At 40.8% G+C, this 14886-nt stretch carries 15 protein-coding genes; 7 read left to right on the top strand and 8 right to left on the bottom strand.

Going from position 1 to position 14886, the window contains the following annotated elements; translation table 11 throughout:
• Positions 1-64: 64 nt before the first annotated feature.
• The gene (locus EYS08_RS10175) at positions 65-2791 is read left to right on the top strand and encodes a TonB-dependent receptor (RefSeq protein ID WP_244215922.1); all 2727 of its coding nucleotides are present in this window, start codon (positions 65-67) and stop codon (positions 2789-2791) included.
• 273 nt (positions 2792-3064) lie between these two features.
• Here EYS08_RS10175 and EYS08_RS10170 read toward each other — a convergent pair whose 3' ends face one another.
• Positions 3065-3535 (bottom strand): hypothetical protein, encoded by a 471-nt coding sequence (locus EYS08_RS10170; RefSeq protein ID WP_131029927.1) that lies wholly within the window; start codon positions 3533-3535, stop codon positions 3065-3067.
• Position 3536: 1 nt separating this feature from the next.
• The gene (locus EYS08_RS10165; protein ID WP_131029926.1) at positions 3537-4475 is read right to left on the bottom strand and encodes a cytochrome P460 family protein; all 939 of its coding nucleotides are present in this window, start codon (positions 4473-4475) and stop codon (positions 3537-3539) included.
• 181 nt (positions 4476-4656) lie between these two features.
• Between EYS08_RS10165 and EYS08_RS10160 the strand changes: the two genes are divergently transcribed.
• Positions 4657-5754 carry a LytTR family transcriptional regulator DNA-binding domain-containing protein gene (locus EYS08_RS10160; RefSeq protein ID WP_131029925.1) on the top strand — a complete coding sequence of 366 codons (1098 nt, stop codon included), beginning with the start codon at positions 4657-4659 and terminating at the stop codon, positions 5752-5754.
• Positions 5755-5812: 58 nt separating this feature from the next.
• On the opposite strand, the gene EYS08_RS10155 is transcribed toward EYS08_RS10160, so the two are convergent.
• From EYS08_RS10155 to EYS08_RS10140, 4 genes are all read right to left on the bottom strand, one after another.
• Entirely contained in the window at positions 5813-6220 is a 408-nt protein-coding gene (locus tag EYS08_RS10155; protein ID WP_131029924.1) for a VOC family protein, read from the bottom strand.
• 471 nt (positions 6221-6691) lie between these two features.
• Positions 6692-8134 carry a ligand-binding sensor domain-containing protein gene (locus tag EYS08_RS10150; protein WP_131029923.1) on the bottom strand — a complete coding sequence of 481 codons (1443 nt, stop codon included), beginning with the start codon at positions 8132-8134 and terminating at the stop codon, positions 6692-6694.
• 30 nt (positions 8135-8164) lie between these two features.
• Positions 8165-8260: a DUF1963 domain-containing protein gene (locus EYS08_RS26650; protein ID WP_131029922.1), complete on the bottom strand. Its 96-nt coding sequence runs from the start codon at positions 8258-8260 to the stop codon at positions 8165-8167.
• Between the two features lie 173 nt (positions 8261-8433).
• Positions 8434-8784, bottom strand: coding sequence for a cupin domain-containing protein (locus EYS08_RS10140; protein WP_131029921.1), 351 nt, complete (start codon positions 8782-8784; stop codon positions 8434-8436).
• 217 nt (positions 8785-9001) lie between these two features.
• On the opposite strand from EYS08_RS10140, the gene EYS08_RS10135 reads away from it, so the two are divergent.
• The gene (locus EYS08_RS10135) at positions 9002-9454 is read left to right on the top strand and encodes a VOC family protein (protein ID WP_131029920.1); all 453 of its coding nucleotides are present in this window, start codon (positions 9002-9004) and stop codon (positions 9452-9454) included.
• Positions 9455-9506: 52 nt separating this feature from the next.
• Here the strand turns inward: EYS08_RS10135 and EYS08_RS10130 are convergent, their stop codons facing one another.
• Together EYS08_RS10130 and EYS08_RS10125 are read right to left on the bottom strand one after the other, a co-directional pair.
• Entirely contained in the window at positions 9507-9863 is a 357-nt protein-coding gene (locus tag EYS08_RS10130; RefSeq protein WP_131029919.1) for a VOC family protein, read from the bottom strand.
• Between the two features lie 130 nt (positions 9864-9993).
• Positions 9994-10740: an SDR family oxidoreductase gene (locus tag EYS08_RS10125; RefSeq protein WP_131029918.1), complete on the bottom strand. Its 747-nt coding sequence runs from the start codon at positions 10738-10740 to the stop codon at positions 9994-9996.
• 82 nt (positions 10741-10822) lie between these two features.
• Here EYS08_RS10125 and EYS08_RS10120 point away from each other — a divergent pair, with 82 nt between their 5' ends.
• From EYS08_RS10120 to EYS08_RS10105, 4 genes are all read left to right on the top strand, one after another.
• Positions 10823-11206, top strand: a complete 384-nt coding sequence (locus tag EYS08_RS10120; protein WP_131029917.1) for a winged helix-turn-helix transcriptional regulator — start codon at positions 10823-10825, stop codon at positions 11204-11206.
• Between the two features lie 210 nt (positions 11207-11416).
• The gene (locus EYS08_RS10115) at positions 11417-12289 is read left to right on the top strand and encodes an alpha/beta hydrolase (RefSeq protein WP_131029916.1); all 873 of its coding nucleotides are present in this window, start codon (positions 11417-11419) and stop codon (positions 12287-12289) included.
• A gap of 150 nt (positions 12290-12439) precedes the next feature.
• Positions 12440-14140, top strand: coding sequence for a ribulokinase (locus tag EYS08_RS10110; protein WP_131029915.1), 1701 nt, complete (start codon positions 12440-12442; stop codon positions 14138-14140).
• A complete protein-coding gene (locus EYS08_RS10105; RefSeq protein WP_131029914.1) occupies positions 14137-14838 on the top strand; it encodes an L-ribulose-5-phosphate 4-epimerase in 702 nt (233 codons plus the stop codon). The genes EYS08_RS10110 and EYS08_RS10105 overlap by 4 nt, the downstream gene beginning before the upstream one ends.
• Positions 14839-14886: the final 48 nt, after the last annotated feature.

The raw sequence follows: 14886 nt of genomic DNA, 5'->3' as shown, positions 1-14886 counted from the left end.
AAGTTATGTTTTGAAAATATTAATATATTGAAAAAATCGTATTTTAGAGTTTTAGAAAAAACCTATGAAATCTAAAATTACGCATTCTCTTATTATATCTGCTTTTATCATTTTACTTTTTGCCTTCAAAAATGGGAATGATCCTTTATTAAGTCTTTTAAGTAAGTTAGAAACGTTTACTTCAGCATATGCGCAGGAAAAAATCTACATTCAATCAGATAAGCCCTACTATACCGCTGGCGACAATATTTGGCTAAAAGCATATGTACTTAATACAAAAACACTAGCACCCACAAAAATTAGTAAAATTCTATACGTTGAATTAATCGACGAAAATGATGTGATTAAAAACCAGATTAAGCTATCAATGAATGATGGTGTTTCATGGGGGGATTTTAAGCTACCTGATACGCTGGTAGAAGGAAATTATCGCTTAAGGGCATATACTAGATATATGCGAAATTTTTCTCCAGATTTCTTCTTTGACAAAACGATAAAGATTGGCAATAGTTGGTCGAACAAAGTTTTTATAAATACCGCATTCAAGTTTATTGGAGGCAATAACATCGATGCTACCATCCATTTCAAAGATAAAAACGATCTTCCCTACCGCAACAAAAATATCAGTTATGATGTTTTTGTTGATCATAAATCTATCCTGAAAACACGAACAAAAACGGACTCAGATGGCAACGCTACGTTAAATTTTTCATCACCAACAGGAACGGATAAAACAGGAAAAATTGTTACCACAATTAACTTAAACGGACAAGAAAAAATAAACAAAACGATCCCAATAGTTTCATTTTCAAACAATTCTGATGTTCAGTTTTTTCCAGAGGGAGGCACACTTGTACAAGGTCAACCGCAAAGATTAGCGATAAAAGTATGTGGATCGAATGGTCGTGGTATTGATATTACTGGTAAAATTCTAGACGAAAAAGGCTTAACGATAAGTGATTTCAAAACAGATATTTTAGGTATGGGGAGTTTTAACACAGATTTAAAGGCTGGAACGAGATATACCGCAAAAATTAAGTTTGCAGATGGTTCAGAAAAAGATGTTGCTTTACCAGTTGTAGCCACTTCGGGGCTTACCTTAACGGTTAATAATGCCGACGAGAGCAAAGTTGCTGTAAGGCTGACAGCGAGCTCCGATTTAATTAATGGAGATGAGGTGAGAATTGTTGGTCAACAGGCAGGTAATTTACGGTTTGCCTTCAATGCAAAACTGAATAGTCAAACCATTATCAAAAGTATTCCAAAAGAAAAATTCACAACTGGTATTGCACAAATCACTGTTTTTTCTGCAGATAACGAGCCATTAGCCGAACGTTTAATTTTTGTAAACAATGAATCAAGTTTATTGAAACTAAAGGTAAATAAGGAAAAACTTTCAAAGACTATTAGCGGAAAATCAGAAATCAGCTTGGTAGCAGACAAAACCAACAGTAACTTAACTGGAAGTTTTTCGGTATCAGTTACCAATCTGAATATCGTTAAGCCAGATCTAGATAACGAAAGTAATATCTTAACATCATTATTATTTACAGGAGATTTATCAGGCTATATCGAAAATCCAAATCATTATTTTTTAAACAACGATGAGCAAACAAAAAGAGCGCTTGATAACTTGATGATGACTCAGGGTTGGCGCCGTTTTAATTGGAAAAACATTCTAAAAGACGAGAAACTGCCATTAACTTTCCAAGCAGAAACATCATCCTCTGTTTCGGGGACAGTGGTTAGAGGCAAAAAACCAGTACAAGGCGCTGCTGTTATCTTAATGTCAAAAAACGGTGGCGACATCGTTAGGGATACAATTACTGGTGAAGATGGAAAATTTCGGTTCGACAACTTAACCTTTGTGGATAGCACACAGTTTTTGGTTCAGGCAAGCCCATTAAAGAAAGGCAGTTTTTTAGAATTAAAAATTGATACATCCGATAACCAAATGGTAACGAAAAATAAAAATACTGCGGATATCGATATCAATGTAAATTCAAGCTTAATGAAATATATTAAAGCGAGTGATAATTATTTTAATGAAATGAATCGTCTGGGTCTACTGGAAAAATCAATCAAACTTAAGGATGTAAATATCAGCGCGGAAAGAATACGTAAGGCTGTTCAATTTTCGAGCAATTATAATGGACCTGGAAACGCTGATCAGGTTCTTACGGCTGATGATTTACCACCGTATTATTCGACATTAAGCCAATCGCTGGGGAATATGTTGCGGGGTGTGCGGATAATACGCGGGCGGGCGTATCGTAACCCGGGTATGCCGAATTTAGGAAAAGATGATGGTACAGGATCTCTTGGGATATACTATAATGGAACCAGACTGGCTGATGGAAACTTAGATGTTATCAATCCTATGGATGTACAATCAATCGAAGTATTACTAAGTATTTCAAAGTTGGTTATTTACGGTTCGTTAAGAGATCCAGGAATAATCATCATCACCGCAAAAAGAGGTTTGGGTTATTCGGCAAAAAAAGTAAAAGATTTAAGTTTTGATCATTTCACTATAAAGCCAAAAGGTTTATACCACTCGAGAGTGTTTTATTCTCCAAAATATCAAGTACAGACGAATGAAATAGCCAGCGACTCAAGAAGTACCATTTATTGGAATCCAAACATACAACCCGATGATGAAGGAGTTGCCAGAATCAAGTTTGATAATGCCGCTTTTAAGGGAGATTACCGGGTTGTTATTGAAGGTTTCAATAATACAGGGCAGCTGGCTAGAGAAAGCTTTACTTACCATATTGAAAACAATCGCTGACGGTCAAAAGTTAGAAACCCGTTATCAATAGCTAAGTCATTCTTTTAAAAATATAACTTATATCGGCATAGATTCGTAAATTCCTTGATAGCCCTATAACTACCTTTGGGGCGGCATTGCAGTCATGATCATCGGAATCTAAGACAAAAAGCTGCATATCTGTCCCGCAAAGTTGTTAATGTTCAAACATTTCCGGCTTTATAGACATTTTATCCTCCATCCTGCCCGAAGCGTTGCCCAGAGCATCCCTGTATGAATACAAAATATTAATAATTAAGGCGATTTGGCAATTGGTATGGAAAGAATGATGATCAGCCTTTCATTCTTTTTCAGGTCTAAAGCAGGATCCCAGCCCGGTCCTTTAAAAAAAGTATAGCTTTTTTGTCCGTTCTGATCAAACGAAATACGCTCTATGGCCGTTACCCGATCTGGAATATGGGCACCAAACCAATCCGGATCAGCCTTTCCTTTCCAGGTGACCAGATAAAGTACCGATCCGGCAGCATAATATGCGCCATCCCTTAAACGTTTTGCGGCAATGCTGTTGCCGTAAAGTGTCGACATTGTTTTTGCTTTTGGCTGTAGACTAACAGCCATTGGCGTCATTTCCAAGGGATTTTCAGGAAGTCTGGAAATGCTTGTTATCGAAGCTGCGTTATTGATCCGATCAGTTGCGTTTGGCTTACAGCCCGTCATCAACAATATAATAAGGGGAAATGCCCCTGCGGTGAATGTTAATCTCATTTTATTTTTTGTTTAAATCCCTAATATCAAGCGGTCTGGTAAATACATAATCGTTATCACGTTCCGGCCTGTGGCAGCTAATACATTCGGAATCAAATTTCACCGTTTTACCATAGGGCAACAGGTTTTCCCCTTTCCAGCGTGCCCAGCCCCAGCCTTTTGTACCGGCATAACGCTTAACATCTTTAATCATAAACTCCACCTGCACAAACTGGCCTGCATAAACGCTCCCATCTTTGCCTTGCTGCTGTTTCCACGCGGTTTTGGCAAAAATGGTTCCATCCGGAAATGGGTTTGTTTTTCCTTCGTGTATGGCTTCAACCGCTATCGGGTTACCAAAAATGATGCGGATGGTGCCATTGTCGAAACGCTCTGTCGTACTTATTGCTTTCCAGTTGCGGTAATTGGGCAGGTAAGCAATTCCGTTTGGCGTTTTTTTCACTTCCATAATAGATGGTTTCTCTGCTCCCATCGAATTGCTTTCTATACTGGCGGGTTTACTTACAGCATTATTTAACAAGTAATTTCTAATCAGATCTATATCTTTCTGATCCAACTTTGCCGCAGGGTGCAAAGCGGTATAACTGCTTAAAGGCATTTCTTTTGAAAGCATCCCGTTTAAGGCAAAATACAACATGGCATTGCGTTGGGGGCTAGCGAGCGAGTCCCACTGCGAAAAATCAAGCGCTTTCCTGCCATCCCGGATGTGCGAGGCCACCAAAAAATTCGCCGGCGTAAGCCGGTCGAACCAACGCCAACTGGTTTGGGAAGAGTGGCAATCGAAACAGGACGTTTCCAGTACCTTTGCCACTTCTTCAGGTACACCTGCCAGCCCTTTAACCGGCTGTGTTTTTACTGAACTTAGTTCTTCGGGCCTGATCAGTTGGGCCAGCAACACCAGGCTGAGGATGCCGAGTATGATTTTGAATTTGAGTTTCATGGATTATTTTTTTAATCTGCTCAAAATTAGCCTTCAAAGCACCTAACATAACATTACAATCCTATAAAAGGGATAAATTTAGCCTTGAAGGCGAATAAACCGCTTTGAATAGTCCGATCTTTTTAAGACCTTGACCCCTAAAATCCAGCTAAATTAGTCTGGCGATTTTTAACCAAGCCCTATGTTAAAAGGAAGATTGCACCTGCTACTTTTTGTTACTGTAAGTATTACGGTAATGCTGATCAGTTACTTTTCTTTCCGTTACCTTTATAACAGTGCTGCCGAAAAGTTATGGGCCAGCAAAATGGAATCGGGCGCAAGGGAAAGCAGGGAAATCGGCCGCTTGCTCGAACAACAGCTGCAAAGCGGACTTGCGCCGCAAAAGGTGATCCGCAACCTGCAGCAAAGCATAGAAAATACCGATACCCAGGGCGAGTTTATCTGTATGTATGATAAAAATGGTATCGAACTTTGTCACCCCAACCCGGCGCTCATCGGCCAGAAAATAGCGGAGGGCAATTCTATACTTCAGTCCCGAAATGGATCAATACCTTTTAATGAAGCCATTGCGCAACAGAAAAGCCTGGGCGGTACAAGAAGTTTCCCAGAAGCTAAAAACAGGCGTTCAGAGATTGTAAATATTTATCCGGTTAAGGGCAGCGACTGGGTTGTGGCGGCACATGCCAATATCGAAGTACTACAGGCTGAACTATCGGGTCTTTACACACAGTTTGTGATTTGTTTTTTTACCACCGCGGTCATTATCATCGGCAGCTGTTTAATGCTCATCAGGCAGATTTATGGCCGGTATGAAAGATCGGTTTCCTTAGAGATCAGCACCTTAAATGAAAAAGTGAACACTTTGGGCAGCTTAAATGAACAGTTGGCCAGATTGCAACAGGAAAATGCTGCAGCTCCATTAAATCCAGATAAGGAAACTGCCCGGAAACGGATGATCACGTATTTAAAAGACGAACTGATTCACCTTGACATCACTGAAATAGCCTTTTTCTTTTTCGATGGTGCTGCTGTCAACATCATCACGCACAATAGCAAAAGGTACGCTACCGCATTAAGCCTTGATGAGCTAATGAAGCAGCTTGATGGAGAGCTCTTTTACCGTGCAAACAGGCAGTTTATCATCAGCCTTAACGCGATCAGAACCATTTATATCTATGGCAAAAACCAACTGAAAATTGTGGTCTCGCCAGAGCCTGATGAGGTTATATTGATTAGTAAAAACAAGGTGTCGGAATTTAAAAAATGGCTTGACAGGTAATTTTCAATAAAAAACAAATCAATACATTTAACTAACTTATAATGATTAGATTACAAGATTAATTACCCTTAAGCTTTTCTATAGCTTCAGGTGTTACCGGAGTAAAAAGATTCACCAGATTGCCATCAGGGTCTCTTAATAATAAAGATTGATTGCCCCAGGGCATGATGGTAGGTTCTTGTACGATTGCGCTTTTTAAGGAATCAGCTAATTGTTCGAAACGTTGCTGCACATCATCAACCCTGAATTCGATAATCATGCTACGGTTCTGTGCAGCTTGGGCAACACTGTCGCCACCAAAAAATTGTAAAGTGCGTATGCTCCCAAAGGCCAGGGTTGCGCTTGTGGTTTTTAATTCGGCAAAATCAGGCGTGTATCTGGTTGCTTTTAAACCTGTTACCTGTTCGTAAAAATTGATAAGTGTTTCAACCTGGGCTGTAATAATGCGGGTGGATATTAAATTCATTGCTAATTATTTTAATTGTGCAACGAAGGTATCGGGTGCTCATGACAGCGGTTTGTCAGGGCTGGTATTTTTTTTATTTTTCCTGTACAGATTCCTGAAAAATGAGCTGACGGCAAGCGGTAGGCTACCGCATTAAGCCTTGATGAGCGAATGAAACAGCTTGATGGAGAGATCTTTTACCGCAAACAGGTATTTTGTCATCAGCCTTAACGTTATCGAAACGATTTATATCGATGGCGAAAACCAACTGAAAATTGTGGTCCCGCCAGAGCCGGATGAGGGAGATTGATCAGTAAAAACAAGGGGGCCGAATTTAAATAATGACTTGATTAGGTGATTTTTGAATGGAAAAGAAATACATTTATGCATTTAATTAACTCATAATGAATGTATTACGTGATAACTAACACATTCATTATCCGCATCTAGCTATAAACTTTACCTGGACGGTATACAATGTAATTATTGTAGTTATTTCAACTCTGTTTTGATTATTCCGGCAAAGGTTGCCGCCCAGATTGCTCCATCTGCGCCCTTTGTAATCCGCTCGATATTGACACTGGTAACGTTAGAATTTTCGGTGGTATATATTTCGGTCTTTTTGCTTTCAATGTCGTACCTGATAATACCAACATTGTTCTGGCTGAGCCATAAGGTATTTTTTTCTTCATCGAAGAAAAAATCGTTGATACTGTTGCCGGCAAACATTGTCGGGTTATCGTTCCACAGGCGCTCCCATTTTCCCTCCGGCGAAAGCATATACACTCCTGCCGCCGCACCTTTTTCATTATACAGCGAAAACCAAAGGTTACCTTTTTTATCTTCCCACATCTTGGAAATGTGGGCTTTCGATAATGGTGAAGACTTATCGTTTAAGGCAGTGGTTTTGCCTTTTTCAATAACGACGTTGCCCTCGAAAGTACCGATCCAGGTGCGGTCTTTGCTGTCCACAAACACTCCCAGAACCCTATCAGATGGCAACTTCGAGTTCTTTTTATTTATCACGTTCCATTTGCTTCCGTCAAAACTGGCTACTCCATCCCAAGAGGTGAAAAGAATATTCCCCTTAGGGGCCACTACGATCTTTCTCGCCCAGTTAATGGGCGAGTTCACTGAATCGAATTTAGTCCAAACACGGTTATCATAGCAATAAACACCATAGCCGATTACGAACCATTTATTATCCTTTTGATCAACCGCCAGGTCACGGACCGGCTCCGTTTGGGCCTTATTGTACTTCGTTGCAGAGATAATGGTATTTCCAGCATTAAAGTGCTGCCATTTGCCGTCTGATATTTTCACAACTCCGTTATCCGTTCCGATCCAGATATTGCCCTTCAAATCAGCTGCCACAGCCCTGCTCATATCCCAGGGCAGTTCTGAGTTACCCTGTGTAAATACTTTCCAGCGCTCGCTAAGCGCTGCCCGTTCACTTCCCTTCTGGTCGGGAGTACCGGTGGCTTTCATATTTGATTGGTTAGTAAAGTTGAATGTTCTGCGTTTGGCCCGAAATTTCCCATCTACGAATTCCATGATGAGCGATACCGAGCTGTTTTCCTTTTTCGTACCATCTATTGCAGGCGTCCAGTTTTCAGTAGCATTGACTGATTGCCTGATGCCGAGTTCAGCTGAACCCATGTTGGTTTTGTTATCGATGCTTAACAGGCAGGGCTTGCCTTCCTGATCGACCAGGATTTGCATTTCCAGCGTACCTTTGAGCGTTACAAGTTTTTTTTCGCCGATACCATGCAGGATATTCTGGAACACTGTCTTTGGCGGCTGCGCCTGTGGGTTTCCGCAATCCAGGCAGAATTCGGATAGTTTGCAGTCTTCAAACTTTTCAGGGTAAAGGCTCTGTGCGTTCAGAAGGATTGAAAACAGGCTTAAGGCCATAACTAACAGGGTCTTTTTCACGATAATTTTATTTTTTGTTTTATTCTAAGTTTAATGGCATTGGAGTATGCACGTGGTTTTCTCAAACCGCTTTGCTGCAAGATCTGCTTCTTTGATCCATAAATACAGTCTGCCGCTGTCTCCCATATATAATCGTTTTCCTCATGGTTATCGATCTATAGCAACAGCCGACAATCCTTGGCATTGGGTTTTAGTTGAGCGTACTGGATAAATAGATCATGAAAGATATACCATTCGTTTGATTACTCAAAATTATTTGCTGCTAGGTTTATCAGAAGGCATAAACCAAAATACAATGATCAACCTGCATCGCATCTCACCGTTTCCGTTTCAGCAAGTTCGAAGGTAAGGTTCACCGAACGTCCATCAAGCGGTCTGGTACAGTGTTTAACCATTGCAGGAATGGTAAATAGCTGTCCCGGTTTCAGCTCAACCCTGCGGTCCTCAAGATCAATTAATAAAGTGCCTTCAATGGCCATAAAGGTTTCATCACTATTTGGATGATAGTGCCAGTAAAAGGGCTCCGTCATTACCCCAACCCTTACAACATGGTCATTAAAGAGGGAAAGCGGAATATTTTTGTAGCTGCTTACGCCGGCGGTTTCCTGCTCAACATCAATCACAGTAAGCTGAGGTATGGTCCTGATCATTTTTTATTTTAGCCTTAAAATTACATATTTTCTAACTTAAACTATATTAATATGTGATTGCATCTTTAGTACCGGAGTCATCACTGACAGATAGATAGCTGGACACCCGGCGCGCATAATGCATATTATACCCGCTGTTCCGATTTATACAATTTATTCCATAAAGCATCGGTTAGCTTTGTGAAATTCCTTAATTTTAAATTGTAACCAAATTTTTATGGAAAAGAACCAATTGATCAGAATGGATAATATGGGCATTGTTGTGGCATCGCTTGACAATGCAATCTCTTTTTTCACCGAAATCGGACTGAAACTTGAAGGCCGTGCAACAATCGAGGGAGAATGGGCAGGTAAGGTTACTGGGCTGGGTAACCAGCACGTGGAAGTGGCCATGATGGTTACCCCCGACGGCCATAGCCGACTTGAAATTTCACAGTTTCTTAGTCCGGTTACCATTTCAGACCACCGCGAAGCACCGGTTAATTCCCTTGGCTACCTGCGTGTAATGTTTACGGTTTCGGATATCGACGAGTTGTTGCCAAGACTGCAAAAACACGGCGCTACACTTGTTGGTGAAGTTGTTCAATATGAAGACGTTTACAAACTTTGCTACATCAGGGGATCAGAAGGTCTTCTAATCGGGCTTGCGCAGGAGCTTCACAAAAAATGACGAAATTGATAACCCATGGCCTCTTTAAAAGGAAAGCGCATCGGGTCGATCCTTACAGCGACCACACGGCAAGCTCATAACCATCCGGATCAAGGAACTGGAACCTGCGTCCGCCAGGGAAAGCGAAGATTTCTTTTGAAATCATGCCGCCTGCATTAATTACGTTTGTTCTCGTCCCTTCTAAATCCTGTGAATAAAGTACAACCAGGATGCTTCCTTTCAACGGTTCTCCAATAGTAAAACCTCCATCTATAAAATCACCTTCAAAAGCGGTATATTCAGGCCCGAAATCGGTAAAAACCCATCCAAAAGCCGCTGTATAAAATGTTTTGACCTTTTCAAGGTCGCGTGAAAGAAATTCAAGGTACTGCACCTGCTGGTGCTTTAACTTCTGCGGAGTATTGCTCATAAATATGTTTGCTTGATAAGCAAAAATACCTATAAATGGGCTTGCCTCCCAAAAAATATTGTTTTGGTTTCAAGATGCTTTATAGTCATTGGTACAGACAGCCCTCGCCTGTACCTTTAACCATCTCGTCTTATGCTTTCAGGCTCATGCCCCCGTCCATTACGATTTCTGCCCCTGTAATATAAGTGGCAGCATCACCACAAAAGAAGGTAACCATTTTGGCCACATCCTCAGATTTTCCGATTTTGCCGAGCGGAATACGGCCGATCAGCCACTGGTTAATGCCTGCTAACTGTTCTTCGCTCAGTCCTATTTTGTTCATGATTTCTGTAGCGATAGGGCCTGGACTCACACTGTTCACCCGGATCTGGCGCGGTGCAAGCTCTACTGCTGCAATACGCATCACCGAGTTCAGTGCTGCTTTGCTTGAAGCGTAAATTGAGCTGTTTGCCCCGTCCATGTGTGCAGTATTCGAAGAAAGGAATACCACAGAACCACCATCATTCAGCAATGGGATAAATTTGCTCAAAGTAAAGTAGGCACCTTTAAAATTAACACCAAAAATGTTATCAAAACTTTTTTCAGTGGCATCCGCAATGCTGCTCTGCACCACTACACCCGCATTGATAAACAGGATGTCAATTTTACCAAAGATTGTTCCTATCTCACTCGCCAACCCTTCAATTGCGGTGATCTGGCTCTGATCTGCTACCAATCCTATCACACCAAGGTCTGAAGCAGCCTTTTCAACGGCATCTTTTCTCCTTCCGGTAATAATCACCTCTGCGCCCAGTGCTTTTAATTCTTTTGCCGTGGCATAACCGATGCCGCTATTTCCGCCGGTTATCAGCGCTTTTTTTCCTGTTAAATTGTTCATGATAAAAAAATAAATTTTATACCTCCAAAAATACGGCTGTATTGGTATACTTTTGTAGTCAGTATAACAGAGTATACCAATTATGGAAATAGAAAAAACAATCCAGGTTGCGACAGAAGTGCTATCCAATCCACGCAACCAAAAAGAAGAGGTACAGGCTTTACAGGATACGCTTTATGTGCTCGGGGGCAAATGGAAACTGCCGATCATCAATTCCATCTGTAACGGCAATAAAAGATTCCGGGATATTGAAAGAAGCATTCCGGGAATTACCACGCGGATGCTGAGTAAGGAATTAAAGGAAATGACGGCAAACCAGCTGATCAAAAGAACAGTGGTAGATGATACTCCTGTAAGTATTGAATATACTTCCACTGAATACTGCCAGTCTTTTGGTGGTATCATCCTGGAAATGATCAGGTGGGGCAAAAGCCACAGGCAACGCTTGAAGGGAACTGCTGATTAGGTAAATGGCTAACAATTTTTATTGATGTAAAGTTCCGTGATCTTAAAAGAACGGGGCTAAGCAAATCTATCTTTGTCTTAGCCAAATTGACCAAGAGAAAATTATCTTATTGAGATCAATTTTATCGGGCCGGATGAAAATTGTATTTTTCCAAAAAACGGCAGATCAATTAAGCACAGCTTAATGCACCAAACACCCTATAAGTAACATATGAATAAAGCATTTCTAATTCTTCTTTTAACTTTTTTTACGGCAGTAGTTTTTGGACAGAAAAACAGGCCAAATGAAAGCGATAAAAGTAAAGCCTTTGTTTTAGGGCGAATAGACGAAATCCAATCAAAAGAACTGGCTGAGAAAAGAATCCTGAACATTTACCTTCCTGAAGGTTATCAACAAAACGATACCGCAAAGTATCCGGTAATTTATTTGCTTGATGGTTCTGCCGATGAAGATTTCATCCATATTGTAGGGCTCGTACAGTTTAACAGTTTCGAATGGGTAAATCAGGTACCTAAATCAATTGTGGTGGGCATTGCCACTGTAGATCGGAAACGGGATTTTACTTTCCCTACCTCCATCGAGGGTGACAAAAAAAGATATCCTACAACAGGCCATTCGGATAAATTTATTTCGTTCATCGAAAAAGAGCTTCAACCCTATATTCAGGCAAAATATAAAACGGATGCGAACAAAACCCTTATTGGTCAATCTTTAGGCGGTTTGCTGGCTACTGAAATCCTAATTAAAAAACCTACGCTTTTTAATAAATACATTATTATCAGTCCCAGTTTATGGTGGGACAATGCTTCGTTGTTAAATCAGGATTCCGAAATAAAGGAAAATACTTTTAAGCAACAAACAGATGTTTACATTGCTGTTGGTAAAGAAGGCCTAGCGCCAACTGAAATACCCAGGGTGATGGAAGTGGATGCAAATTTATTGACCGAAAAAATAAAAGGTTTCAAAAACAAAAATGTAAAAGCATATTTTGATTTTTTACCACAGGAGAACCATGCAACGATTATGCATCAGGCAGTGTCCAATTCTTTTAAATTCCTATACCCCGTAGTGAAAAAAGAATAGGGTTTAAAAAGATATCCAACACTGGTGGATACAAAAACCGATATACAAATTTATGCTACTAAAACGTTAAAATGAAGGTTTTTGATTAAAAAAGTAATAAAATTTTTTAATTCAAAAAAATAAACGTTAATTAGACATTTATTTATTGTTATGAGCACAGCAAACTATGTAATTGGAGTGGATTACGGGACAGATTCTGTCCGGTCAGTTCTAGTCGATACCGCAAACGGAAAGGAAATAGCATCGTCTGTTTTTCTTTATCCAAGATGGCAGAAAGGTTTATATTGTAAACCGGCTGTTAATCAGTTCCGCCAGCATCCGTTAGATTATATTGAAGGTTTAACACACACTATAAAAGATTGTTTAACAAAAGCAGGTGGTGCCGATATTGCACATCTTGTAAAAGGAATTTCGGTTGATACAACCGGATCAAGTCCGGTGGCTGTTGATGCAACGGGTACTCCCCTTGCCCTGACCAAAGGTTTTGAAGAAAATCCAAATGCCATGTTTGTGCTTTGGAAAGACCATACCTCAGTTAAAGAAGCTGCAGAAATTAATGAACACGCTACTAAATTTAGTACCAATTACCTTAAATATGTAGGTGGCATTTATTCATCAGAATGGTTCTGGTCTAAATTATTGCACATATTAAGAGTCGATTCGACTATTAAAAAAGGTGCGGCATCGTGGGTAGAACATTGCGACTGGGTTCCGTTTTTGCTTTGTGGTGGAAACGACATTACAACAATGAAACGTAGCCGTTGTGCCGCCGGGCATAAAGCACTTTGGGCAGAAGAGTTTAACGGCTTGCCTCCTGAAGATTTCTTTAACAGTCTTGATCCGCTTTTAGCAGGCTTTAGAGATAAATTATTCACCGATACCTATACTTCTGATATTTCTGCGGGAACATTGAGCGAAGAATGGGCAACCAAACTGGGCTTAAGTACAGATGTAGTAGTGGGTGTTGGTGCATTTGATGCACACATGGGTGCGGTTGGGGGACAGATTGAACCTTACTACCTGAGTAAAGTAATGGGTACGAGTACCTGCGATATTCTGGTTGCACCCAATCAGGATTTACATGGAAAATTGATTAATGGGATTTGTGGACAGGTTAATGGCTCGGTAATTCCAGGTATGGCAGGTTTAGAAGCCGGTCAATCTGCTTTCGGTGATGTTTATGCCTGGTTCAAGAATTTAATCAGCTGGCCATTAAATCATTTACTTACTGAATCTGATGTAATTGATGAGGCTACAGCTACTGCATTAAAGGCAGAGCTCGAAGGAAAAATAATCGCTAAGTTAAGCAACGAGGCTGCAGCTTTACCAGAGGGCGACTACGCTGAACTCGCTATCGATTGGTTAAATGGCCGTAGAACGCCAGATGCAAATCAGGAACTTAAAGGTGCTATAACCGGTTTAGGTTTAGGAACCGATGCACCACGGTTTTTCCGTGCCTTAGCTGCTGCCACCTGTTTTGGTGCGAAAGCCATTGTAGATCGTTTTAAAGAGCAAGGCGTTCCGGTAAAAGGGATTATCGGTATTGGTGGTGTAGCAAAAAAATCAGCTTATATTATGCAAATGATGGCAGATGTTTTGGAAATGCCCATCAGAATCCATCGTTTTGAACATACCTGTGCATTAGGTGCGGCGATGTTCGCTGCTGTAGCGGCTGGTGTTTATCCAAATATCGAAGCAGCAATGGCGGCTATGGGAACAGGCTTTGAGAAAGAATACAAGCCGAATATTAAAAAACAAAAACTTTACCGCCAGCATTACCAACAATATTTGGGGCTAGGCCGATACCTGGAAAAATACAATAAAAAAGATGTAAAACCTTACTTATCATGAGCAACTATCAAGATATAAAAGAGCAGGCTTACCAGGCCAACATGCAGTTGCCCAAATTGGGACTGGTACTTTTTACCTTCGGCAATGTGAGTGCTGCAGACCGGTCGAAAGGTGTTTTTGCCATTAAACCAAGCGGTGTACCCTACGAAGATCTGTCGCCGGAGAAAATGGTCATTGTAGATTTTGACGGAAATACTGTTGAAGGAAGTTTACGCCCCTCGTCTGATACCAAAACCCATGCGGTTTTATATAAACACTGGGCAGAAATTGGCGGGATTGTGCATACGCATTCTACTTACGGCACAGCTTGGGCACAGGCGCAAAGGGCAATTCCAATTTTCGGAACTACCCATGCCGACCATTTAACAGTAGATATTCCATGTGCACCCCCAATGGCTGATGAAATGATCAGAGGAAATTATGAGTATGAAACGGGTTTTCAGATCATGAACCATTTTGAAAGTTTGGGTTTAAGTTATAAAGAAGTTGAGATGATTTTGGTGGGTAACCACGCTCCTTTTACCTGGGGAAAAACAGCGGAGAAAGCGGTTTATAATAGCGCCGTTTTAGAAACGGTGGCACAAATGGCTTTGTTCACAGAACAGATCAATCCGCAGGCCCCAAAGCTGAAAGATTCGTTAATAGAGAAACATTACGAGCGTAAACATGGTGATGGTGCTTATTATGGGCAGAAGTGAGTTTAGCGCTGGGAGTTTTGAGTTTGGTTGCATAAATTGAATTAAGGG

Source organism: Pedobacter kyonggii, from assembly GCF_004310665.1.
GTDB lineage: Bacteria > Bacteroidota > Bacteroidia > Sphingobacteriales > Sphingobacteriaceae > Pedobacter > Pedobacter kyonggii.
The sequence above is the reverse complement of the archived record's forward strand: the minus strand, read 5'-3'. Positions and strand labels throughout refer to the sequence as shown.